Here is a 23357-nt window from a genome sequence, read left to right on the forward strand (position 1 = left end):
GCCTAGAGCCTTGTCCAGGCTTCGGAGAGCACGCCGCGGAGAATCTGCTCGATCTCGTCGAACTCGCTCTGCCCGATCGTCAGCGGCGGTGCCAGCTGGATGACGGGGTCGCCCCGGTCGTCGGCCCGGCAGTACAGCCCGGCGTCGAAGAGCGCCTTCGACAAGAACCCGCGCAGCAGCCGCTCCGACTCGTCGTCGTCGAAGGTCTCCTTCGTCGCCTTGTCCTTCACCAGTTCGATGCCGAAGAAGTAGCCGTCGCCGCGCACGTCGCCGACGATCGGCAGATCGGTCAGCTTCTCCAGCGTCTGGCGGAACAGCGGCGAGTTCTCCCGCACACGCTCGTTCAGCTTCTCCTCCTCGAAGATGTCGAGGTTCTCGAGGGCCACGGCCGCCGAGACCGGATGCCCGGCGAAGGTGTACCCGTGGTAGAACGCCGTCTGACCGTGCTTGAACGGCTCGTAGACCCGCTCGTTCACGATGGTGGCGCCGATGGGGGAGTAACCACTCGTCATCGCCTTGGCGCAGGTGATCATGTCGGGCTGGTAGCCGTAGGTGTCGCAGGCGAAGTAGTTGCCGATGCGGCCGAAGGCGCAGATGACCTCGTCGCTGACGAGCAGCACGTCGTACTTGTCGCAGATCTCCCGCACCCGCTGGAAGTAGCCGGGGGGCGGAGGGAAGCAGCCGCCGGAGTTCTGCACGGGCTCGAGGAAGATCGCCGCCACGGTCTCGGGCCCCTCGAACTGGATCATCTCCTCGATGCGGTTCGCCGCCCAGAGTCCGAAGGCCTCCTCGGTGCCCTCGAAGCCCATCTCGTGTGCGCGGTAGTAGTTCGTGTTCGGCACACGGAAACCACCGGGGGTGACCGGCTCGAACATCTCCTTCATCGCGGGGATGCCCGTGATCGCCAGGGCACCCTGCGGGGTGCCGTGGTACGCGATCGACCGCGAGATGACCTTGTGCTTGGTGGGCCGGCCCTGCAGCTTCCAGTAGTGCTTCGCCAGCTTGAAGGCCGTCTCGACGGCCTCACCGCCACCGGTGGAGAAGAACACGCGGTTCAGGTCGCCGGGCGCGAGATCGGCCAGGCGGTCGGCGAGCTCGATGGCCGACGGATGCGCGTACGACCAGATCGGGAAGAAGGCGAGCTCCTCGGCCTGCTTCGCCGCGACCTCCGCGAGGCGCCGTCGCCCGTGCCCGGCGTTCACCACGAAGAGTCCCGAGAGGCCGTCGATGTACTTCTTGCCGGTGGAGTCCCAGATGTGGTGGCCCTCGCCCTTGGTGATGATGGGCACGCCACCGCCCGACTCCATCACCGACTGGCGGGAGAAGTGCATCCATAGGTGGTCCTTCGCCATCTGCTGCAACTCGGCGTCGGAGCGCGCGGCCCGCCCGCCCAGGGGTGCGCCGGTGCCGGTGGTCGTGACGGGCTGTTCGGTGGTGGTCATCGTGTACCCCAGTTGTAGAGCTGCTTGTGCAGCTTCAAATAGACGAATGTTTCGGTGGACTGCACGCCGTCGAGCTTCCGGATCTCGGAGTTCAGCAGGGCGATGAGGTCGTCGTCGTCCTCGCAGACGACTTCGGCCAGGATGTCGAACGTTCCCGCGGTGAGCACCACGTAGTCGACCGCCGGCATGGCGGCCAGGGCGTCGGCGACCTCGCGGGTGTCGCCGGAGACCTTGAGGCCGATCATGGCCTGACGGTAGAAGCCGAGCTGCAGCGGGTCGGTCACGGCCACGATCTGCATCACGCCCGACTCGGTGAGCTTCTGCACCCGCTGGCGCACCGCCGCTTCCGACAGCCCGACCGCCTTGCCGATCTCGGCGTAGGAACGGCGCCCGTCGTCTTGCAGCTGCTCGATGATCGCCTTGGAGGTGTCGTCGAGAGCGGAGGGCTTCGGCTTCGTGCTCATGCTTCGATCCTGTCAGGTGACCGGCCCTCGGGCAAGCGAATCCGTAGGTGGACAGCCCTGAACAGCGCGGAATCCGTCGTTATCGCCGTACCTCTCGCCGGCACATGAGAGCGAGCGAATCCCTGCAGGGGGATTCGGCGGTCGCGGGCCGGTCGGCTATCGTCGAAATCGGCGTCGGGAACCGCATCCGCACCCCGCCGCAAGGCCGAACAAGCACCGGGATCACACCGTAGGGTTCCGGAAAGTCGTCAGGAGTTGTCACCGTGACCCAGATCGGTCGAACGAGTGCGCGCGTGAGCGTCACGCGCGAGGGCGCCGTGCCCCGGCAGGTCACCCTCTCCTGGGCGGCCATCAGCGACAAGGGCAACAAGCGCGCGGGCAACGAGGACAGCTCCATCTCCGACATCCCCGTCTTCGCGGTCGCCGACGGCATGGGCGGCCACTCGGCCGGCGACGTGGCCAGCGCCGCCGTCGTCGACCGTCTCGGGGAGATCGGTGACGCCGTCACCACCGCCGACCGCATCGAGGAGGCGCTCGCCGAGGCGCTGACCGACATCGACCGGGTGGGCGACGAGTCCGTGCTCGGCACGGGCACCACGGTCACCGGGGTGGCGCTCGTCGAGGTCGACGACGATCTGGCGTGGATGGTGTTCAACATCGGCGACTCGCGCGTCTACCTGCTGCAGGACGGCGAGCTCCAGCAGCTCACCGTCGACCACTCCGTCGTCCAGGAGCTCATCGACGCCGGGTTGATCACGCCCGAGCAGGCCGAGCGCCACCCTGACAGCAACGTCATCACCCGCGCTGTGGGGTTCCACGAGAAGCCGATCCCCGACTACTCCACGATGCCCGTCGTCGCGGGGCAGCGGGTGCTGATCTGCTCCGACGGGCTGACGAAGGAGCTCACCGACGTCGGCATCCGCCATTACCTCTCCATCTCGCCCACGGCCGAGCGGGCCGCGAACGAGCTGGTCGCCGCGTCGCTCGCCAACGGCGGGCGCGACAACGTGACGGTCGTGGTGGTGGACGTGGAGTCCGACGAGAACGACGGTGCGCCCGCGGGCGACGCCGATGAACGCGCGGGCGACCGCGGCACCTCGCAGCCCTAAACCGAACCGCACCGAACCGCACCGTGCCGCGCCGCCTCCCCTCATCGCCCCCCACGCTCCCCGGGTTCACCCCGGTGCGCGTGCTGGGCTCGGGCGGCTTCGCCGACGTGTTCCTGTTCGAGCAGAACATGCCTCGCCGCCAGGTGGCGGTGAAGGTGATGCTGCCCGAGGTCGTCAACGAGCAGGTGCGCCGCATGTTCCAGGTCGAGGCCGACCTGATGGCGGGGCTGAGCGCGCATCCGTCGATCCTGACCGTGTACGAGGCGGGCGTGTCCGGTGACGGCCGGCCGTATCTCGTGATGGAGCTCTGCTCCTCCTCGCTCGGCCAGCGCTACCGGCGGGAGCCGCTGCCGGTGGCCGAGGTGCTGCGCATCGGCGTGAAGATCGCCGGGGCGCTGCACACCGCGCACCAGCAGGGCATCCTGCACCGCGACGTGAAGCCGTCCAACATCCTGATCACGGCTTACGGGGCGCCGGTGCTCTCCGACTTCGGCATCGCGCAGTCCACCCGCGGGCGGGTCGCGGGTGCCGACGCGGTCGGGCTGTCGATCCCGTGGTCGGCTCCGGAGGTGGTGACCGAAGAGACGCAGGGCACGATCGCCTCCGAGGTGTGGGGGCTGTCGGCGACCCTGCACTCGCTGCTGGCAGGGCGGTCGCCGTTCGAGGTTCCGGGCGCGGCGTCGACGTCGTCGTCGGAGCTCTCATCGCGGATCGTCAAGACCAGGCCCGCGCCGATCGGCCGCAGCGATGTGCCGGAGTCCCTCGAGAGAGCCCTCCTGCGGGGGCTGTCGAAGAAGCCCGAGAACCGCCCGGCCTCGGCGCTGGAGCTGCTCCGCGAGCTGCAGTCGATCGAGATCGGGCTCGGTTTCCCTCAGACCGAGGTCGAGATCGCCCGGGCCGAGTGGGCCGCCGACTCGAGTCGAGACCACACCGACCGGACCGTGCTGCAAGCGCCGTCCGGAGAGACCCGTCGTCCTCGCCAGGGCGGCGGGAAGGAAGGGCTCCGAGCATCCGGAACCACGTCACGAGCAGACGGAAACGGCCGGCGGACGCGAGTCGTCGCGGGACTCGTCGCCGCAGCGGTCGTCGTCGCCGGGGGAGCGGTGGCCGCGGGTCTGGTGCTGCTGCCGCGAGGCGACGACATCCCCGCCGTCGGGGCGATCAGCACGGAGGTCGACGGCGGGCGCATCCTGTTCCGCTGGAACGATCCGGGTCTCGCCGAGGGCGACAGCTTCCGCGTCGAGACGTCGACGGGCGAGACCTCGGTGCAGCGCAGCAGCGAGTTCGCGGCGTTCCCTGCCGACGGCACGCCGGTCTGCATCACCGTCACCGTCGTGCACGCGGGCCGCTCCGGCGACGCCGGCACCGAGAAGTGCGCGAGCCTGCCGTGATCCGGGCGATCCGGGGGCGCGACGGAGGAGGCCGGCACCGTCGCTCGCTGGCCGCCAGCATCGGGGTCGGGGCCCTGATCGCGGCCGTGGTCGCGGTGACGGCCGTCGTCTCGTCGGGGTACAGCGCGCAGAAGGTCGACCTCGACGACGCCGCCGTCTGGGTGACGAGCGACCTGCACCAGGCGGTCGGCCGGGCGAACCCGCAGGTCGGTGAGCTGAATACGGCCATCCGCATGGAGTCGGGGTCCCTGTCGGTCGCGCAGTCGGGCCAGAACGTCGTCGTGCTCGACGAGGGCGGCGGAGAGGGGCGCCTCGTTGACACCGCGTCGGCGGAGGTCTCCGACACATTTCCCTTGCCGGCCGGCGACGTCGAGGTGGCGCTCGCCGGAGACGTCGCCGTCGTCACCGCTCTCGCCTCGGGTGACGTCTGGATCACGTCCGTCGCGTCCCTCGCCGCCTTCGACCCGGCGAGCCCACCCGACCTGACTCTCGGGGCGGGCGGCGCGACCGCGGTTTCCGAGGGTGGCACGGTGTTCGCCGTGTCGGCAGCGAGCGGGTCGGTGTTCAGCGTCGACCCCGACGGCCTGGCGCGCGGCGAGCGAGCGGATGCCCGACCGCTCGACGTCGCCACGGACGACGAGCTGGCGATCACCGCGGTCGGTGACCGCTGGGTCGTCCTCGACCGCTCGGCGGGGCGCCTCATCACCGCCGATGGCACCGTGCCCGTCGATCTCGCGGCCGGCACGGGCGCGGGTGACGCCGGAGGCAGCCCGCAGCCGGGCGATGAACCGAACGAAGAAACCTTCGATCCCGCTGGGAACCCGCCCGGTGCCGAGAGTCGGCCCGTCTGGCTGCAGAGCCCGTCAGGGGACGCCGACAGCGTGATCGCGGCGACCCCGGCGGCCCTCCTGTCCGTCACGCTCGCCGACGGCACGGTGGAGGTGCTCTCCGACGGCCACTCGGGCACCTCCACCGCGCCGGTGCAGATCGACGGCTGCTGGTTCGCGGCCTGGACGGACGGCCGCAGCTGGACGGGCTGCGCCGGCGCCGGCGCCGAGGGCCGGAGCGAGGGCGGCACGACGGTCGGCGGCCCGGGCCTCGCCGACGGCGTCGGCTTCGGAGCGACGACCGGCACGCCCGGCACGAACGCCGAACCGGCGGAGCCCGCCGAGACCGCCGAGCCCTACGAGCCCTCCGCGACCGCCCGCCCGTCGGCCGCCTCGGGTGGGGCCGACGGGGTGCTCCCGGGAGCAGCATCCGGAGACCGTCTCGTCTTCCGCACCAACGGAACCGGCGGCGTGCTGCTGAGTGACGCGGCCAGCGGCCGCTCGTGGGACGTCACCCGCGGCAACGCCCCCATCGACGACTGGAACGCGCTGCTGCCCGAGAAGCCGGCCCAGCCCACGAGCGCCCGGACGGCAGCCGACGACGACCAGGCCCCCGACCCCGACCAGCAGCCGCCGGTCGCGGGCGACGACGAGCTCGGTGCCCGCCCCGGGCGCTCGGTCGTGCTGCCGGTGCTGCAGAACGACTTCGATCCGAACGACGACGTGATCGTGATCGACTCGGTCGCCCTGCCCGAGGGAGCCGGCTACACGGTCGACCTCGTCTCCGACGACCAGCAGCTGCAGCTCACGACCCCAGCCGCGGGCCCCGGCGGAGAGGCCGGCGCCGTGCTCGAGTTCGGCTACACGGTCTCCGACGGCCGCGGCGGCACCGACGACGCCGTCGCGCGGGTGACGCTGCGCGCGGACGGCGAGAACACCGCGCCGGTGCAGAGCACCCGGGAGACGCTCGACTTGGCGCTCGGCGGCCGGGCCGAGCTCGACCTGCGCGGCGACTGGTACGACCCCGACGGCGACGCCTTCTACCTGCAGTCCGCCGCCGTCGCGGCGCCCGACTCCGTCAGCTGGACGCCGGAGGGTGTGGTCACGGTCACCGACGCCGGCGCCACCACCGGCACGAAGGAGGTGACCGTCACCGTCGGCGACGGCGTCACCTCGACGACCGGCTCGTTCACGGTCGAGGTCCATACGCCCGACCAGGTGCCGCTCCGGGCCGAGGGCTTCGTCGTGCTGGCGCGGGTGGGTCAGGCCGTCGAGCTCTCCCCGCTCGCGCACGTCACGGGCGGCGACTCCGGGCTCCGGCTCGCCGCCGTGCCCGCGCGGGAGGGGTTCACGATCGCGCCCGACTTCACCGGCGGCACGGTGCGCGTCACCGCCGACACGGTGGGCAGCACCACGCTCGACTACGCCGTCGGCGACGGCAGCCGAAGTGCGACCGGGGTCATCCGCGTGGTGGCGACGGTGCCGCCCGACGCCAACGCCCGCCCGGTCACGGTGCCGCACTCCGCCTTCGTCCGCCAAGGCTCCGAGGTGCCGGTCGACGTGCTGGCCGGCGACTTCGACCCGGCGGGTGGTGTGCTCATCGTCACGGGCGCCGACTCGGCGAGCGATCCCGCGCTCCGGGTCGAGGTGATCGAGCAGCGGATGCTCCGCGTCACCCTCACCGGTCCACTCAACGGTGGGCGCGCCACCGCCGCCTACACCGTCACCAACGGCTTCACGGCGGCGCAGGGCACCGTGACGGTCGTCGAGATACCGGAGCCTGTCGTGCGGCAGCCCCCGGTCGCCGTGCCCGACCGGGCGGCCGTGCGCGTCGGCGACGTGGTCGACATCCCCGTGCTCGCGAACGACGTCCATCCCGACGGCGACCGCCTGAGCCTCGACCCGGCTCTCGTCGCGGCCCCCGCCGGGCAAGCCCGTGAGGCCGGTCTGCTGTTCGCCTCGGGCGACCGCCTGCGCTTCCTCGCCCCGCCGACCCCGGGTGACGTCACGGCGGTCTACCGCGTCGACGCGCCCGACGGGCAGTGGGCGACGGCCGCGGTCACGATCAGCGTGCGCGAGGCCGACGCGACCGTGAACGCCGCCCCGGTGCCCGCGCTGGTCACCGCCAGGGTGATCGCCGGCGAGACCGTCCGCATCAGCGTGCCGATCGAGGGCATCGACCCCGACGGGGACTCCGTGCAGTTCCTCGGCATCGACTCGGTGCCGGCGAAGGGGCAGGTCGTCCAGACCGGGCCCGACTGGATCGAGTTCGCCGCGGGGGAGTACTCCTCGGGAACCGACACCTTCGGCTACACCGTCGCCGACCGCCTCGGCGCCAAGGCGAGCGGCACCGTCCGCGTCGGCATCAGCCCGCGCCTCGACAGCGCCCGGAACCCCGTCGCCACCCCGGACGAGGTGCGCGTGCGCCCCGGGCGCACCGTGCTCCTCCGCGTGCTCGACAACGACTCCTCGCCCGGAGGCAGCCCGCTGAGCATCGCCGCCGTCGAGCCTCTGACGGGGCCGGGTGGGGCGGCGCCGGGCGGTGGGCCGGGGTCGGCCTCCGCCGCCGAGACGGTGTCGATCGAGGGGGCGCTGCTGAGCATCCGTGCGCCCGAGCAGCCCGGCCGGTACAGCGTCGTCTACACGGTCGCCGACGAGCGCGGCGGCACCGGGTCGAGCTTCGCGACGATCGAGGTCGACCCCGACGCCCCGCTGGCCCGGCCTGTCGTCGACGACACCCTGCTCACGCTCAGCGACATCCTCGACCGCTCCGTCGTCGACGTCGACGTCCTGCAGAACGTGTTCTTCGCCGAGGGGCCGCCGAGCGACCTCACCCTCACGGTGCCGGACGGCTTCGCGGAGAGCGCCCGCGTGGTCGACGGACGGATCCGCGTGCGGATCGCGGCGGCGGCACAGGTGATCCCCTTCACCGTCGCCCATCCCGACGACCCCGCAGTGCGATCGTCGGGCTTCGTCTGGGTTCCCGGAACCGACGACGCCCTGCCCCAGCTGCGCCAGGGCGCGCCGGTGCTCCAGGTCGAGTCGGGTGCCCTGCTCGAGATCGACGTGAACGACGTCGTCGTGGCCGTCGGCGACCGGCCGGTGCGGATTGCCGACGCGAACTCCGTGCGAGCCACGCACGCCGACGGCAGCCCGCTCGTGGTCGGCGACGACACGCTCGCCTTCCGCAGCGCCGACCGCTACTTCGGCCCCGCCTCGCTGTCGTTCGAGGTCACCGACGGCGACGGACCGTCGGCTCGGCGCGTCACCCTGGTGCTGCCCGTCACCGTGACGCCCCGGGAGAACCAGCCCCCGGCCTTCGCCGGAGCCGTCGTGGAGTTCGAGCCGGGGCAGCAGAAGGCCATCGACCTGGCCCGGCTCACCACCTCAGCGACGCCCGGCCCTCTCGCCTTCGCCCTGCAGGACGCGCGGCCCGAGGGCTTCCAGGCGGTGCTGATCGGCAGCACGCTCACCGTCACCGCCGCTCCCGGCGCGCCGATCGGCACGACCGGCGAGCTCGGCGTGCAGGTCACCGCGAACGGTGACGCGGCAGCCGGCACCTCGGGCACCATCGCGGTGTCGGTGGTGCCCTCGACCCGCCCGATCGCGGTGCCGGCGGTCGACGCCGTGGTGGCGCCGCGAGGCCGCACCACCACGGTCGACGTGCTCGCCAACGACGCCGCGACGAACCCGTTCCCGGCCACGCCCCTCCGCGTCGTCGCCGTGCGGGGCCTCGACCGCTCCCGGCTCCCGGCCGGTGTGAGCATCGCCGCGGGCAGCAGCGACAGCGTGCTCGAGGTGACCGTCGCCCCCGATGCGCCGGCAGCTGACATCGCGGTGCAGTACCAGGTGCTCGACGCCACCGGCGATCCCTCGCGCGCCGCCTGGGGCACCGTGCGCATCTCCGTCGCCGACCGGCCGTCCCCGGTGACCGGCCTGTCCGTCACCGGCTTCGGCGACCGCAGCATCACCGTCGCCTTCTCACCGGGGCCCGCCAACAACTCGCCCATCACCGGCTTCGACGTCGAGGCCCGCACGGCAGCCGGTGCGGTGACGACCAGTCGCTGCGCGAGCACGAGCTGCGACGTCGGCACCCCGGGCAACGGCCCGGGCGACGCCGTCACGCTCAGCGTCTCGGCCGTCAACGCGATCGGCTCGTCGGATGCCCGGAGCTACGGGGTGCCGGTCTGGTCCGACCTCCTGCCCGCAGCTCCCGGCACTCCCGAGCTCGCCCCGCTCGACGGCGCCCTCGCCGTGCGCTGGGCGCCGGCCTCGGTGCCCGCCGGTGGCTCGGCCGTGCGGCAGTACGACGTCACGGCGAACGGCGTGGCGGTCGCCACCGTCGATGCGGCGAGCTGCGCGGGCGACGGATGCTCGACCACCGTCTCAGGCCTCCAGAACGGCGCCTCGGTCGACGTGGTCGTCACTGCCCGCAACGGGGCGTACCCGCCCCTCGCGGCCTGGCCGTCGGCCGGTGCGACGGGCACGCCGTACGGAGCGCCGGCCGCATCCGCCGTCACGGCCGTCGCCACCCCGGAGGCCGGCCCTGGCACGGTCGTACTGAGCTGGCCGGGCTTCGAGGGCAACGGCAGCGCGGTCGCGGGCTACTACGCCCAGGCCCTGCGCCCGGGCACCGGGCAGCCCGCCGGAGCGCAGGCCTGCTCGGTCTCGACACCCGCGCCGGGACGCCCGACGGCACCCGAGGCGGGCGGCGACGTGATCGCGCAGCAGGCGCTCGGCGCCGACGCCGGGAGCGCGAGCTTCACCGGCCTGACCGACGTCGACGCGGCCTACGGTTTCGTCGTCTGGGGCTACAACGCGGCCGGCTGCGTGGCCTCGTCGGTCGTGACGGCGGTCGCCTACCCGAGCCCCGGCCAGGTGCAGGCGGCGGGGGTCTCGGTGGCCGTGGTGCAGTCCGGGACCGCCTTCGACGCCCAGGTGCTCTCCGCCCCCACTCCCGGCACCCTCTCGGGAGACACCCGGTACCGCGTCCGCCAGGTCGACGCGGGTGGGGCACCGGTGGGAGAGGCGCAGGCGTTCACCCTCGGCGGCTTCCCGCGCTCTCTCACCGGCGGCGCGTTCGGCGAGGCCTACCGCTTCCAGCTTCAGGCGTGCAACCGCTGGGGCGGAGCGGAGGTCTGCGGCGCGTTCTCCGACACGGTCACGGCGCCCGAGCCCTCCCTCACCTTCGCGTTCGACCGGGGGCCCGACTACGACGGCACCCGCTGGACCTGGGCGGGCGAGCCGTCCAACGGCGCCCTGACCCCGGCCTACACCTGCGGCTCGGCCGACATCACGCCCGCGGGGGAGCCCGGCGGCCAGGTCGTGCTGCCCGGCTCCTGCACACCCGGGGCCCCTGCCGCGCCCGGTGACGCGGGCCTCTCGGTGCAGATCGGCGATCACCACTATGTGTACCGTGGCTAACGGAGAGGCAGCACCACGATGACGATGACGAGCGAGCAGGCGACCCGGTTCGCCGATGTCTTCGACCGCCTCACCGCGACGATCGAGCAGACGCTGCACGGCAAGGCGCACGTCATCCGGCTCGCGCTGGTCGCCCTGTTCAGCGAGGGCCACCTGCTGCTCGAAGACGCGCCCGGTACGGGCAAGACCTCGCTCGCGCGCGCGATCGCCGACAGCGTGCGCGGGTCGTCGAGCCGCATCCAGTTCACCCCCGACCTGCTGCCCGGCGACATCACCGGCGTCAGCGTCTACGACCAGCGCACCGGAGCCTTCGACTTCCACGCGGGGCCGGTGTTCGCGAACGTCGTGCTCGCCGACGAGATCAACCGGGCCAGCCCGAAGACCCAGGCCGCGCTGCTCGAGGTGATGGAGGAGGGGCGCGTCACGGTCGACGGCGTCTCCCACCCGGTCGGCGAGCCGTTCATGGTGATCGCCACGCAGAACCCCATCGAGCAGGCGGGAACCTACCGCCTGCCCGAGGCCCAGCTCGACCGCTTCCTGATCAAGACGAGCATCGGCTACCCCGACCACGCGACGACCCTGCGCATCCTCGAGGGGGCCACCGAGCGCGCCCATGGCGAGCCGAAGCCGGCGGTGATCACGGCCGAGGGCGTCGTGCTGCTCGCGTCCGAGGCCCGCACGGTGCACGTCGACGCCGCCATCAACGACTACGTCTCGCGCCTCGTGCAGGCCACCCGTGACGCCGAGGAGACCCGGCTCGGCGGCAGCGTGCGCGCCGCCCTCGCCCTGGTGCGGGCCGCCAAGACCTACGCGGCGTCCGACGGCCGCCACTACGTCATCCCCGACGACGTCAAGGCGCTCGCGGGCCCCGTGCTCGCGCACCGCCTCGTGCTCGACCCCGAGGCCGAGTTCGACGGGGTCACCGCGCTCGGCGTCATCTCGCGCGTGCTCCTCGACGTCGCGCCTCCCGGGGATGCGCCGGGCGCATGACCGGCGGTCCGCCCGACTCCGCCCGTTCACGTGACCCGGGTGCCGCGCAGAGCCGGGGTGGTCCCGGCCTGAGGGGGCGGTCGACGACGGATGCCCGGCAGCCCGCCCCCGCCGCGACCGCCGCCGCCCCGTCCCGCCCGGTCGCCGTGTCGGCCGCGGGGTGGGCCGTGCTGGCAGTCGCCGTGCTCGGCCTCGCACTCGGCGTCGCCCTCGGCTGGACCGAGCTCGTCGTCGTCGGCCTCACCGCCGCCCTCCTCGTCTTCGTGGCCGCCCTGTTCCTCGTCGGCCGGAGCTCGGTCGGCGTCGCCGTCTCCGTGCTCGAACGCCAGGTCGTCGCGGGCGGCACCGCGACCGTCGTGGTGCGGGTGACCGGTGAAGGCCGCTCGCGGCAGCGGGCCCGCGACGCGGAGCTCCCCGTGGGCGACCGGGTCGAGAGCATCCGGCTGCCCGCCGTCGCCGCGGGGGAGACCCGCGAGGTGCAGCTGCGGGTGCCGGCCGCGCGCCGGGGCGTCGTGCAGCTCGGCCCGGTGACGCTGGTGCGCCGCGACCCGTTCGGGTTCGCCCGGCGCGAGTCGGCGCGGAGCGGGCGGGCGCTGCTGTACGTGCATCCGCCGACCGCTGCTCTCACCGTCGCCACGAGCGGCCTGCTGCGGGATCTCGAGGGCATCGCCACGACTGACCTGACCGACAGCGACATCGCGTTCCACGCCCTGCGGCCCTATGTCGCGGGCGACGACCGGCGGCACATCCATTGGAAGAGCACGGCCAAGACCGGCGCCTTCCTCGTGCGGCAGTTCGAGCAGACGCGGCGCAGCCACCTGATCGTGCTGCAGTCGCTCGCGGCCGCCGACTACGCCTCGGACGAGGAGTTCGAGCTCGCGGTGAGCGCGGTCGGGTCGATCGGCGCGCGGGCGATCGCCGACGGCACAACCCTGTCGGTTTTCGCCGGAGCCCCGCGCACCCGGGGCGAGGCCGGCCGGCTGCGTTCGCGAGGCCGGCGGGAGCTGCTCGACGACCTCAGCGGCATCCACGAGCTGCCCGGAGCGACCCCGGTCACCGGGCTGGCGCGCACCGTCGCCCAGCAGGCGCCCGATGCGTCGCTCGTCTTCGCCGTCTGCGGGTCGACCGTGCCCGCCCGCCGGCTCCGGGCCGCCGCGGCGAACTTCGCGCCGGGGGTCGAGGTGATGGCCGTCGTCGCCCGGCCCGAGTCGCCGCCGACGCTCGTCCGCATCGAATCGCTGCGCATCACGCGCATCGGCTACCTCGACGACCTCGTGCGGGGACTGGCCCGGGCGGTGGGCGCGTGAGCGCCGCAGCCCGGCCGTCGATGCGTCGACCGGGGGTGACCCGGTCGACGGCCGAGATCGCGTCGGCACGTCCGGCCGTCCCGCACGCGGAGGGCAGGGCGCCGCTGCCGGCTCGGCGGCCGCGGCGCGGAGGCGGGGGGCGGGAGGCCGCCCGGAGCATCCGGAACCGCGCGGCGGGGATGCTGCTGCTCGTCGGGATCGCGGCGGCGGCCTGGTGGCCGGTGCACGAGTCGCTGTCCTTCGTGGTCGCGGCGGGAGTCGCGATCGTCGTGGGGGTCGCGATCGGCGCTCTCGGGGCGGCGTTCCGATGGAGTGGGCCCGTGGTGCTCGGCGCGACCGTCGTCGCGTGGCTCGTGCTCGGTGTGCCGCTCGCGGTGCCGGGCAAGGCGCTCGGCGGGGTGCTGCCGACGGGTGAGGGCCTCCTCGACCTGATCGTCACCACCGCGACCGGCTGGCGTCAGCTCGTCACCATCGAGCTTCCCGTCGGCGACTACCAGGCGCTCCTCGTGCCGGTGTTCTCGCTGACCCTCGCCGCAGCGGTCGTGGGCACCACCGTCGCGACCCGCACGCGCCGTCCCGAAGCCGCCCTGCTGCTCCCGGCGGTGGTGCTCGTCGCAGGAATCGCGCTCGGCGCCCCGCGAGGTCTCGCGCCGGCCGCCCTCGGAGGCGCCTTCGCCGTCGCGTCACTCCTCTGGCTCGTCCTCGTCCGTCCCCGGTCGTCGAAGCCGTCGGCCGGGCGGGGTCGGGGGGTCGCGGTGGCATTCGTCGCCTCGGCCGCCGCGGTGGCGGTGCTCGCGGCCGGTGCGCTTCCTGCCCCCGATCGACGCGTGGTGCGCGAGGCGGTCGCGCCGGTGTTCGACGCCCGCGACTACGCCAGCCCGCTGTCCGGGCTGCGTGCCCTGCTCAAGCAGCCCGCCGCCGATGCGACCCTGCTCACGGTGACGGGCGCCGAGCCCGGATCCCGCCTGGCCCTCGCCCGCCTCGACGCCTACGACGGCGTCGTCTTCACCGCGGCCGGCACTGACGCCCCGCCCGCCGCGGCCGCCTCCGCCGAAACCGCCGCCCCTCCGACCGACCTCTTCCAGCGCGTCACCGGCCGTCTGGGCGCCACCGCGGACCCCGCGAGCACGGCCGACGGTGTCCGCGACGTGACGGTCGCCGTTGAGGGGTACTCGGGCGTGTGGGTCCCGGTCCCCGACGGGGCGTCCGCCGTCGCGTTCACCGGGCCGGATGCGGCAACGCTGCAGAACGCGCTGTTCGCCAGCCGGCGGCTCTCGACGGTCGCCGATCTCGTCGCGCTCCGGCGGGGCGACGGCTACGTGGTCACGGGCACCGCGTCCGCGCCGTTCGTCGCGGTCGATCGGCTGTCCGAGCTCGAACCGGGGGCGGCGGCGTCCCCGGCGGCGACGGCTCCGGATGCCCAGGCCGAGCGCCTGGCCGAGTGGGCCCCCGATTCCCGGCCGCCCGGTGAGCGCCTCGCCGGTGTCGTGGCGGGTCTCCGCAGCGGCTACCGCTCCGGCGCCTCCGACAGCGACGTCTTCAGCCGGTCCGGTCACGGCGCGGACCGCCTGCAGGAGCTCCTCACCGCCTCGCCCATGCTCGGCGACCCGGAGCAGTACGCGGCGGCCGCCGCCCTCCTCGCGCGCGCGGCCGGCTTCCCCTCGCGGGTCGCCGTCGGCTTCGTCGTCCCGGCACTCGCGGATACCGACGCGGACACCGAGGGCTCTCCCGTCGACCTGCGGGGGAGCGACGCCACCGCCTGGGTCGAAGTCCTCACCACCGGAGGCTGGGTCGCGATCGATCCGACCCCCGAGGTGAAGCCGATCCCGCCGAGCGCCCTCGAGGACAGCGCCGGCTCCGTGCAGCCTCCCGAGGTGCTGCCGCCGGCGTCGGAGGGGCTCGCCGACCCGGATCCGGGCACACCCGCGCAGCAGAGCGACGACGACCCCGCCCCGCGCGACGACGACGCCGGCCCCCTGCTCGCGATCACACTGGGAGTGGGCCTCGGGCTGCTCGTGCTCGCGGTGCTGCTGGCGCCGTTCGCGACGGTGCTGGCGCTCAAGGCGCGACGGCGCGTCCGGCGCCGGACCAGCGGCAGCGCGCGCGAGCGTGCCGCCGGCAGCTGGGCCGAGCTCGTCGACACCGCCCGCGATCGGGGTGGCCCGCCTCCGCCGCGTGCGACCCGGCGCGAGGCCGCGGCGGCGCTCGAGTCCGAGGGCGGCCTGCTGCTCGCCGAGCGCGTCGACGCGGCGCTGTACGGGCCGGGCGATCCCTCGGCGGCCGAGCTCGACACCCTCTGGGCCGCGTCGGATGCCGAACGCCGCCGCCTGCTCGGCCGGGAGCGCGGGCTCGCGCGCCTGAGGGCCCGGCTCTCGCTGCGGTCGCTGCGCACCTATCATGGCAAGGAGATGAACAGGCGGACCCAGCGGTGAAGTGCAGAACCTGCGGCACGACCCTGAGCGCGGGCGCCGTGCTCTGCGGCGAGTGCGGAACCTCGGCGATCGCCCCCCGCCCCACCCTCGGCGACACCGCCCGGCACGACCGCCGCGCCCTCCTCGCGGCGCTCACAGCCGAAGCCGCCGCCCGCGCCGCGACCCCGCCCGCGCCCCGAGCCACAACCCAGCCAGCGCCCCGAGCCGCGACCCCGCCGGCACCCCCGGCCGCCGCCACGCCAGCCCCGCCCACGGCGTTCACCCTCGTCTTCAGCACCGGCGAGAGCATCCGCGTGCACGGCCCGGGCCTCGTCGGCCGCAATCCCCAGCCCGCCGACGGCGAGCACGTCGACTACCTCGTCCAGCTGATCGACCCCCAGCGCAGCGTCTCCAAGACCCACCTCGCCTTCGACGTCGACGGCGACACCCTCTCGATCACCGACCGCCGCTCCTCCAACGGCACCCGCCTGGTCACCCCGCCCGACCTCGACGCGGCCCCCGGCGACCCCGCCGGCCGCCCGAGGAGCACCGAGCTCGAGCCCGGCGTGCGCATCCCGGTGCCCCGCGGCAGCCGCGTCGGCATCGGCGACGAATGGTTCGACGTGCGCTGACGCGCGCCGCGCATCCGTCGCCTTGAATGCCGAAAAGACACGTCGATCGCCGTTTCGAACACTGATTTCGTAACGAGTATGTTTCGCGGGCGTGTTTTTCGTCGTTCGCGCTAACCCCCTGAAGCACCCGTGTGCCAGTATCGAGACACTCATTTCAGGGAGGATGATGACCGTGCGCACTCCGCGAGACCCCCAGATCCTGCAGGCGATCAAACACTCCCAGGCACTGCAGCGTGCCCGGGCTCTTCAGCTCACTCGACGCGGCTTCCTCGGCGCCACGGGCGTCGGAGCCACGGCTCTCGCCCTGGCCGCGTGCGCCCCGGGCGAGAAGAAGGAACTGACCCCCGCGAAGGACGTCAGTGCCACCGAGAAGACCCTCACCTGGGACAACTGGCCCGCCTACATGGACGAGGACGACGCCGGCGACTACCCGACCCTGATGGGCTTCGAGGACCAGTCCGGCATCACGGTCACCTACAACGTGGCCGTCGACGACAACAACAGCTACTACGCCAAGGTCAAGGACCAGCTGGCGCTCGGCCAGGCGATCGGCGCCGACACGGTCTGCCTCACCGACTGGATGGTCGCCCGCCTCGTCCGGAACGGCTACCTCCAGGAGCTCGACCACGCGAACATCCCGAACATCGCCAACCTCAGCGACAGCTTCGCGAACCCCGACTTCGACAAGGGCCGCAACCTCTCGCTCCCGTGGCAGGGCGGCTTCGCCGGCATCTGCTGGAACAAGGAGAAGGTGCCGAACGGCCTGAAGTCGGTCGACGACCTCTGGGCCGCCGACCTCAAGGGCCGCGTGGGCGTGCTCAGCGAGATGCGCGACACGATGGGCCTGATCATGCTGGGCCAGGGCACCGACATCACCGGCGAGTGGGGCGACGACGAGTTCGCCAACGCCATGGATGCGTTCACCGAGCAGGTCGAGAACGGCCAGATCCGCAACATCAAGGGCAACGCCTACCTCAACGACCTCCAGTCGGAGGACACCTACGCGGCGATCTGCTGGTCGGGCGACATCACCTCGCTGAACGCGCAGGCGGGCGACAAGTGGGAGTTCGCGATCCCGGATGCGGGGGGCACGCTCTGGAACGACACCTTCGTCGTGCCCATGGGTGCGACCCACAAGGCCAACGCCGAGGCCGTCATGAACTACTACTACGAGCCCGAGGTCGCGGCCGAGCTCGCCGCCTGGGTCAACTACGTCACCCCGGTCAACGGAGCGAAGGAGGCGATGGACGCCATCGACCCCGAGCTCGCGGCGAACCAGCTGATCTTCCCCGACGAGGACACGCTGAGCACGGTGCACGTGTTCCGCACCCTCACCCCGCAGGAGGAGAACGACTACCAGGCCCAGTTCCAGAAGGTGCTGCTGGGCAGCTGATGGCCATCGCATCCTTCGCCGAGAGCGGCGCCGACCTCCAGCTGACCGGCATCACCAAGCGGTTCCCCGGCTTCACCGCCATCGAAGACCTCGATCTGACCATTCCGGCGGGCTCGTTCTTCGCCCTGCTCGGCCCGTCCGGCTGCGGCAAGACGACGACGCTCCGGCTGGTCGCCGGGCTCGAGGAGCCCACCGAGGGGAAGATCCTGATCGGCGGCAAGGACGTCACCGAGACGAAGCCCTACCAGCGGCCGGTCAACACGGTGTTCCAGTCGTACGCGCTGTTCCCGCACATGACGATCCTCGAGAACGTCGCCTTCGGGCTGAAGCGCCGCAAGATCGGCGACGCGGTCGCGAAGGCGCACGAGGCCCTGAAGCTGGTCGAGCTCGACCACCTCGCGTCCCGCCGGCCGGCCCAGCTCTCGGGTGGCCAGCAGCAGCGCGTCGCCCTGGCCCGGGCCATCGTCAACCGCCCGGCCCTGTTGCTGCTCGACGAGCCGCTCGGCGCCCTCGACCTGAAGCTCCGGCGTCAGATGCAGCTCGAGCTCAAGACCATCCAGACCGAGGTCGGCCTGACCTTCCTGCACGTCACCCACGACCAGGAGGAGGCCATGACCATGGCCGACACCGTCGCGGTGATGAACAAGGGCCGCATCGAGCAGCTCGGCGCCCCCGAGGAGCTCTACGAGCTGCCCCGCACGGCGTTCGTCGCCAACTTCCTCGGCCAGTCGAACCTGTTCACGGGCGACGTCGTCGCGAGCGGGCCCGACCACATCACGGTCGACGTGGCCGGGGTGCCGATCGTGGTGCCGCGCATCCGGAGCCGTCGTCACGCGGGCGAGGTCGCGATCGGTGTTCGGCCCGAGAAGGTCACGCTGCTCACCGCGGCGCCGGCCGCCGAGACCGGGCGGAACGTGCTCGGCCCGGGCCGCGTCACCGACGTGTCGTTCTCGGGCGTCAGCACGCAGTACCTCGTCGAGGTGCCGCACGTGGGCGAGCTCGTGGTCTTCGCGCAGAACATGGTGTTCGGGCCGGTCGTGAACGTGGGTGCCGAGGTGTGGCTGTCGTGGAACGTCGAGCACGGCTTCGGTCTCGACGACGAGCCGGGCACCGTGCCGCGGTTCGTGGCCGACGACTCGACGGAGTCGATCGCCATCCAGCGCCGCATCGCGCTCGAAGAAGAGCTCGAGCAGGCGTAGGGCGCGGGCATGGCCTTCACCGCGTTCGCCTCCACCCCGGCCGTCGAACAGGCGCCGAGGAAGCGGAGCTTCATCGCGCTCGTGCTGCTCCTGCCGGGCATCCTGTACCTCGTTCTCTTCTTCCTCACCCCGCTGATCTCGCTGGTGCTCACCTCGTTCCAGCAGCCCGTGCTCGACGGCGACATCGGGGAGTACCAGGCCGGCTTCAACTGGCAGAACTACACCGACTCGGTGGGGGAGTACTGGCCGCTCATCCTGCGCGCGTTCGGCTATGCGCTCGTCGCGACCGTGCTGGCGCTCGTGATCAGCTACCCGATCGCCTACGTGATCGGCGTGAAGGCGCGGCGCTGGCCGCTTCTGCAGAGCCTGCTGCTGACGCTCGTGATCGCCCCGTTCTTCATCAGCTTCCTGCTGCGCACCCTGGCCTGGAAGCAGATCATGTCGGATGAGGGGCCGATCGTGCAGGCGCTCAAGGCGGTCGCGATCCTGCCCTCGGACGGGCATCTCACCGGCACCACCTTCTCGGTGATCTTCGGTCTGACGTACAACTTCATCCCGTTCATGACGCTGCCGCTCTACGCGACGCTCGAACGGCTCGACCTCAGGTACATCGAGGCGGGCGCCGACCTCTACGCGAGCCCGTTCACGGTCTTCCGCAAGGTCACCATCCCGCTGTCGATGCCCGGGATCGTGTCGGGCACGCTGCTGACCTTCATCCCGGCGGCCGGTGACTACATCAACGCGAGCCGCGACTTCCTCGGCTCGTCGTCGACGGCGATGGTGGGCAACGCGATCGAGGCGAACTTCCTGGTGCTGCAGAACTACCCCGCGGCCGCGGCTCTGTCGATCGTGCTGATGGCGGTCATCCTGGTGATCGTCGGCGTCTACGTGCGCCGCTCGGGAACGGAGGACCTCGTATGAACCGCCGCACGAAGGGCCTCGGGCTCTGGATCTACACGATCATCGCCCTCGTCTTCCTGCTCATCCCGATCGCGTACACCTTCGTGTTCTCGTTCAACGACTCGGGCAAGCTCAACATCGCCTGGCAGGGCTTCACGCTCGACAAGTGGCTCACGGTCTGCAACACGCAGGGGCTCTGCGAGGCGTTCGGCAACAGCATCCTCGTGGGTCTCGTCGCGACGGTGCTCGCCACCGCGCTCGGCACCCTGATCGCGATCGCGCTGGTGCGCTACCGGTTCAAGGCGCGGTCGGCGATCAGCCTGCTGCTGTTCCTGCCGATGGCGACCCCCGAGGTGGTGCTGGGCGCCGGCCTCGCCGCGCAGTTCCTCACGGTGGGCGCCGAGAAGGGGCTCGGCACGATCATCCTGGCCCACACCATGTTCTGCATCAGCTTCGTCGTGGTGACGGTGAAGGCGCGTGTTGCATCGCTCGACCCGGCGCTCGAGGAGGCGGGCCGCGACCTCTACGGCTCGCCCGGGCAGGTGTTCTGGCGCATCACGTTCCCGCTGCTCATCCCCGGCATCGCGGCGGCGGCGCTGCTGTCGTTCGCGCTCTCGTTCGACGACTTCATCATCACGAACTTCAACTCGGGCGCGGTCGACACCTTCCCGAAGTTCATCTACATCGCGGCGGCCCGCGGCATCCCGGCGCAGGTGAACGTGATCGCGTCGGCGGTGTTCCTGCTGGCGATCGTGATCGTCGTGGTGACGCAGGTCTCGCGGGCGGCGCGGGCGAAGCGCCTCGCGCGCCAGATGGGCTGACGCCTTCTCTCGGGTTACCCCGCTCGTCGATCGAGCCGTCGCAAATCGCCCTCTCCTAGGCTCGAAAGGGCGACTTGCGACGGCTCGATGGGTCGCGAGGCCGGGCTACAGGGTGGGGGAGATGCGGATGGTGCCCACGGGGTTCGCGCCGCCGTAGACCGCGAGGCCGAGCTCAGGCGTCAGGTCGGCGACCTGCTCGCGGGTGAGCGAGCCGTGCCGGGCGAGCAGCTCGAGCGCCACGACCGTGGCCGCACGCAGGCTGCCGTCGAGCATCTTCAGGGCGACGGATGCGCCGTCCGGCGTCGCCATCACCATGACGCCCTCGGCGCCGAGCTTGGCCACCACGCCGAGGCGGTCGATCACGACGGTGTTCGCGCGCCCCGGCCCGTCGATCGCCCACCCGTTCGCGAGGATGCTCTCGGTGAGCTGCTTCGCCGGACCCTCGGTGGCCCGGCGCAGACGGCCGATGCCACGGGCCAGGGCGACCAGGGACATCGCGTGCACGGGAGCACCGCATCCGTCGACCCCCGAGTGCGCGACGGGAGCGCCGGTCTCGCGCTCGACCACGGCGAGGATGCGCTGCTGCAGCGGGTGCGCCGGGTCGAGGTAGCTCGCCGTGTCCCACCCGTTCTGCACGCAGGCGAGCAGCATGGCGGCGTGCTTGCCCGAGCAGTTCATCAGGATGCGCTCCTGATGCCCGTGCGCCCGGATGACGCCGTCACGCGCGGCGGAGTCGCCCGGCCAGTCGGGCGGGCAGCCGAGGTCGTCGGCGTCGAGTCCGGCCTTCTCGAGGATCGAGTCGACCACGCGCACGTGCTCGGGGGTGGCCGCGTGGCTCGCCGTGGCGAGCACGGTCTGCACCGGGTCGAGCTCGACGCCCGACTCGAGCACGGCGAGGGCCTGGAACGGCTTCATGCACGAGCGCGGGTAGACGGGCAGCTCGGGGGAGCCGACCGCGATCGCGACCTCGCCGGCGGCGTCGAGCACGACGGCCGAGCCGATGTGGCGCGACTCGACGAAGCCGTTGCGCTCGAGCACGGCGAGCTCGACCGACTCGGCGAAATCGGCGGTGCCGGGGGTGCCGTCTCCGGGTGTGTCGGCCCCGCGCATCCCGGCCTCGCTCACCGGCTCGACCCGCGCGTGCTGCCCGCTCACAGCTGCGCGAACGCCTCGTCGATGACCGACAGCGCGTCGGCGATCAGCGCGTCGCTCGTGGCGAGCGACGGCAGGAAGCGCAGCACGTTGCCGTAGGTGCCGGCCGTGAGTACGAGCACGCCCCGCTGGGTCGCGTAGGACACGATGGCGTTGACGGCATCCGTGTTGGGGGCCTTCGTGGTCTCGGCGGTGCCGGGCTGCACGAGTTCGATCGCGATCATCGCGCCGATGCCGCGGATCTCGCCGATGATGTCGTACTTGCGCTGCAGCTCGGTGAGGCCCCCGACGAGGGCGGTCTCGATGCGGGCCGCCTCGGCGAGCAGTCCGTTCGACTCGATCGACTCGAACACGGCCACCGCGGCGGCGGCTGCGACCGGGTTGCCGCCGAAGGTGCCGCCGAGGCCGCCGGGCTGGGCGGAGTCCATGATCTCGGCGCGGCCGGTGACGCCGGCGAGCGGCAGGCCGCCCGCGATGCCCTTGGCCGAGAGCACCATGTCGGGCACGAGGCCGAAGTGGGTGCTCGCGAAGTACTCGCCCGTGCGGGCCATGCCCGACTGGATCTCGTCGGCGATGAACACGATGCCCTCGGCGGTGCACCATTCCTGGAGCGCGGTGAGGTAGCCGTCGGCCGGAACGACGAAGCCGCCCTCGCCCTGGATCGGCTCGACCACGAGGCAGGCCAGGTCGGCGGCGCCGACGGTCTTCTCGAGGTAGGCGATGGTGCGGGCCGCCGCCTCGGCGCCCGAGAGGCCGTCGTGGTAGGGGTAGGAGTTCGGCGCCCGGTAGACGTCGCCGGCGAAGGGGCCGAAGCCGGTGGCGTAGGGGGAGGCCTTGTAGTTCATGGCCATCGTGAGGTTGGTGCGGCCGTGGTAGGCGTGCTCGAGCACCGCGACGCCGTTGCGGCCGGTGTGCTTGCGGGCGATCTTGACGCCGTTCTCGACGGCCTCCGCGCCCGAGTTCACGAGCACGGTGCGCTTGGCGAAGTCGCCGGGGGTGTGCTGGGCGAGCAGCTCGGCGACCCGCACGTACTCCTCATAAGGCGTGATGGTGAACAGCGTGTGCGTCACGTCCTGCAGCTGGGCCGCGGCGGCCGCGACGACCGAGGCCTCGGTGTGGCCGATCGTGGTGACGCCGATGCCGGCGCCGAGGTCGATGAACTGGTTGCCGTCGACGTCGACCAGGATGGCGCCGTTCGCCTTCGCGATGTACACCGGCAGCGCGCTCGACACACCGGGCGGCACGACCTCCAGGCGTCGCCGGTGCAGCTCCTCGGACTTCGGGCCGGGAACGGCGGTGACGATCTTCCGCTCCTGGGGGACCGTGTAGACGGGGGTGGCGACCGGGGTGTCGAGGATGTCAGTCATAGTCCTTTGAGTTTAGGCCAGCCTTCCTGCGGCCCCGCGCTAGCATGGCCGGGTGAATCGTGAGCATCACTACAGCGTCGATGTCGCCTGGCTTGGCAATCGCGGCAGCGGCACGAGCGGCTACCGCGAGTACGGCCGGCAGAGCGTCATCACGGCGGCCGGCAAGCACGACCTGGAAGCATCGGCCGACCGCACCTTCCACGGCGACGCCGACCGCTGGAACCCCGAGGAGCTGCTGCTCGCCGCCCTCGCCGAGTGCCACATGCTCTCCTTCCTGCATGTCGCCGTGAAGCACGGGGTGATCGTCACCGACTACACGGATGCCGCGCAGGGCACCATGGAGCAGCAGGGCGACGGGGGCCGGTTCACCTCCGTCACGCTCCGTCCCGTCGTCACCGTCTCGGCGCCTCTCGACGACGAGCTGTTCGCGACCCTGCATCACGAGGCGGGCGAGGCGTGCTTCATCGCCAACTCGGTGAACTTCCCGGTGCGGCACGAGCCGCGCGTCGTCGTCGGCTGACTGTTCCG

At 72.3% G+C, this 23357-nt stretch carries 16 protein-coding genes; 12 read left to right on the forward strand and 4 right to left on the reverse strand.

Going from position 1 to position 23357, the window contains the following annotated elements; genetic code table 11:
* Positions 1 to 2 precede the first annotated feature (2 nt).
* Positions 3 to 1442, reverse strand: coding sequence for an aspartate aminotransferase family protein (locus HQQ85_RS01330; protein WP_173180712.1), 1440 nt, complete (start codon positions 1440 to 1442; stop codon positions 3 to 5).
* A complete protein-coding gene (locus tag HQQ85_RS01335; protein WP_173180713.1) occupies positions 1439 to 1906 on the reverse strand; it encodes an Lrp/AsnC family transcriptional regulator in 468 nt (155 codons plus the stop codon). The genes HQQ85_RS01330 and HQQ85_RS01335 overlap by 4 nt, the downstream gene beginning before the upstream one ends.
* A 293-nt stretch (positions 1907 to 2199) precedes the next feature.
* Between HQQ85_RS01335 and HQQ85_RS01340 the strand changes: the two genes are divergently transcribed.
* The 11 genes from HQQ85_RS01340 to HQQ85_RS01390 all read left to right on the forward strand — a co-directional run bounded on the left by HQQ85_RS01340 (position 2200) and on the right by HQQ85_RS01390 (position 20310).
* Complete coding sequence (locus HQQ85_RS01340; protein ID WP_371741714.1) at positions 2200 to 3015, forward strand: PP2C family serine/threonine-protein phosphatase; 816 nt, start codon at positions 2200 to 2202, stop codon at positions 3013 to 3015.
* 23 nt (positions 3016 to 3038) lie between these two features.
* Positions 3039 to 4406: a serine/threonine-protein kinase gene (locus tag HQQ85_RS01345; protein ID WP_173180715.1), complete on the forward strand. Its 1368-nt coding sequence runs from the start codon at positions 3039 to 3041 to the stop codon at positions 4404 to 4406.
* A complete protein-coding gene (locus tag HQQ85_RS01350) occupies positions 4403 to 10657 on the forward strand; it encodes an Ig-like domain-containing protein (RefSeq protein ID WP_173180716.1) in 6255 nt (2084 codons plus the stop codon). Before HQQ85_RS01345 ends, HQQ85_RS01350 begins: the two co-directional genes overlap by 4 nt.
* 18 nt (positions 10658 to 10675) lie before the next feature.
* Positions 10676 to 11647 carry a MoxR family ATPase gene (locus HQQ85_RS01355; protein ID WP_173180717.1) on the forward strand — a complete coding sequence of 324 codons (972 nt, stop codon included), beginning with the start codon at positions 10676 to 10678 and terminating at the stop codon, positions 11645 to 11647.
* The gene (locus tag HQQ85_RS01360) at positions 11644 to 12954 is read left to right on the forward strand and encodes a DUF58 domain-containing protein (protein WP_173180718.1); all 1311 of its coding nucleotides are present in this window, start codon (positions 11644 to 11646) and stop codon (positions 12952 to 12954) included. Before HQQ85_RS01355 ends, HQQ85_RS01360 begins: the two co-directional genes overlap by 4 nt.
* Positions 12951 to 15386 (forward strand): transglutaminase domain-containing protein, encoded by a 2436-nt coding sequence (locus HQQ85_RS01365; protein ID WP_173180719.1) that lies wholly within the window; start codon positions 12951 to 12953, stop codon positions 15384 to 15386. The genes HQQ85_RS01360 and HQQ85_RS01365 overlap by 4 nt, the downstream gene beginning before the upstream one ends.
* Entirely contained in the window at positions 15383 to 15997 is a 615-nt protein-coding gene (locus tag HQQ85_RS01370; protein ID WP_173180720.1) for an FHA domain-containing protein, read from the forward strand. Before HQQ85_RS01365 ends, HQQ85_RS01370 begins: the two co-directional genes overlap by 4 nt.
* 166 nt (positions 15998 to 16163) lie before the next feature.
* Positions 16164 to 17390: a PotD/PotF family extracellular solute-binding protein gene (locus HQQ85_RS01375; protein ID WP_216851396.1), complete on the forward strand. Its 1227-nt coding sequence runs from the start codon at positions 16164 to 16166 to the stop codon at positions 17388 to 17390.
* A complete protein-coding gene (locus HQQ85_RS01380; protein WP_173180722.1) occupies positions 17390 to 18589 on the forward strand; it encodes an ABC transporter ATP-binding protein in 1200 nt (399 codons plus the stop codon). The genes HQQ85_RS01375 and HQQ85_RS01380 overlap by 1 nt, the downstream gene beginning before the upstream one ends.
* 9 nt (positions 18590 to 18598) lie before the next feature.
* Positions 18599 to 19510, forward strand: coding sequence for an ABC transporter permease (locus tag HQQ85_RS01385; RefSeq protein WP_173180723.1), 912 nt, complete (start codon positions 18599 to 18601; stop codon positions 19508 to 19510).
* Positions 19507 to 20310 carry an ABC transporter permease gene (locus HQQ85_RS01390; RefSeq protein ID WP_173180724.1) on the forward strand — a complete coding sequence of 268 codons (804 nt, stop codon included), beginning with the start codon at positions 19507 to 19509 and terminating at the stop codon, positions 20308 to 20310. Before HQQ85_RS01385 ends, HQQ85_RS01390 begins: the two co-directional genes overlap by 4 nt.
* Positions 20311 to 20415: 105 nt before the next feature.
* On the opposite strand, the gene HQQ85_RS01395 is transcribed toward HQQ85_RS01390, so the two are convergent.
* Together HQQ85_RS01395 and gabT are read right to left on the reverse strand one after the other, a co-directional pair.
* Entirely contained in the window at positions 20416 to 21420 is a 1005-nt protein-coding gene (locus HQQ85_RS01395) for an asparaginase (protein WP_173181671.1), read from the reverse strand.
* Between the two features lie 41 nt (positions 21421 to 21461).
* Positions 21462 to 22829, reverse strand: a complete 1368-nt coding sequence (gene gabT, locus HQQ85_RS01400) for a 4-aminobutyrate--2-oxoglutarate transaminase (protein WP_173180725.1) — start codon at positions 22827 to 22829, stop codon at positions 21462 to 21464.
* Positions 22830 to 22881: 52 nt separating this feature from the next.
* Between gabT and HQQ85_RS01405 the strand changes: the two genes are divergently transcribed.
* Entirely contained in the window at positions 22882 to 23349 is a 468-nt protein-coding gene (locus tag HQQ85_RS01405) for an OsmC family protein (protein ID WP_173180726.1), read from the forward strand.
* Positions 23350 to 23357 lie beyond the last annotated feature (8 nt).

The organism is Herbiconiux sp. VKM Ac-2851 (genome assembly GCF_013205105.1).
Lineage (GTDB): Bacteria > Actinomycetota > Actinomycetes > Actinomycetales > Microbacteriaceae > Herbiconiux > Herbiconiux flava.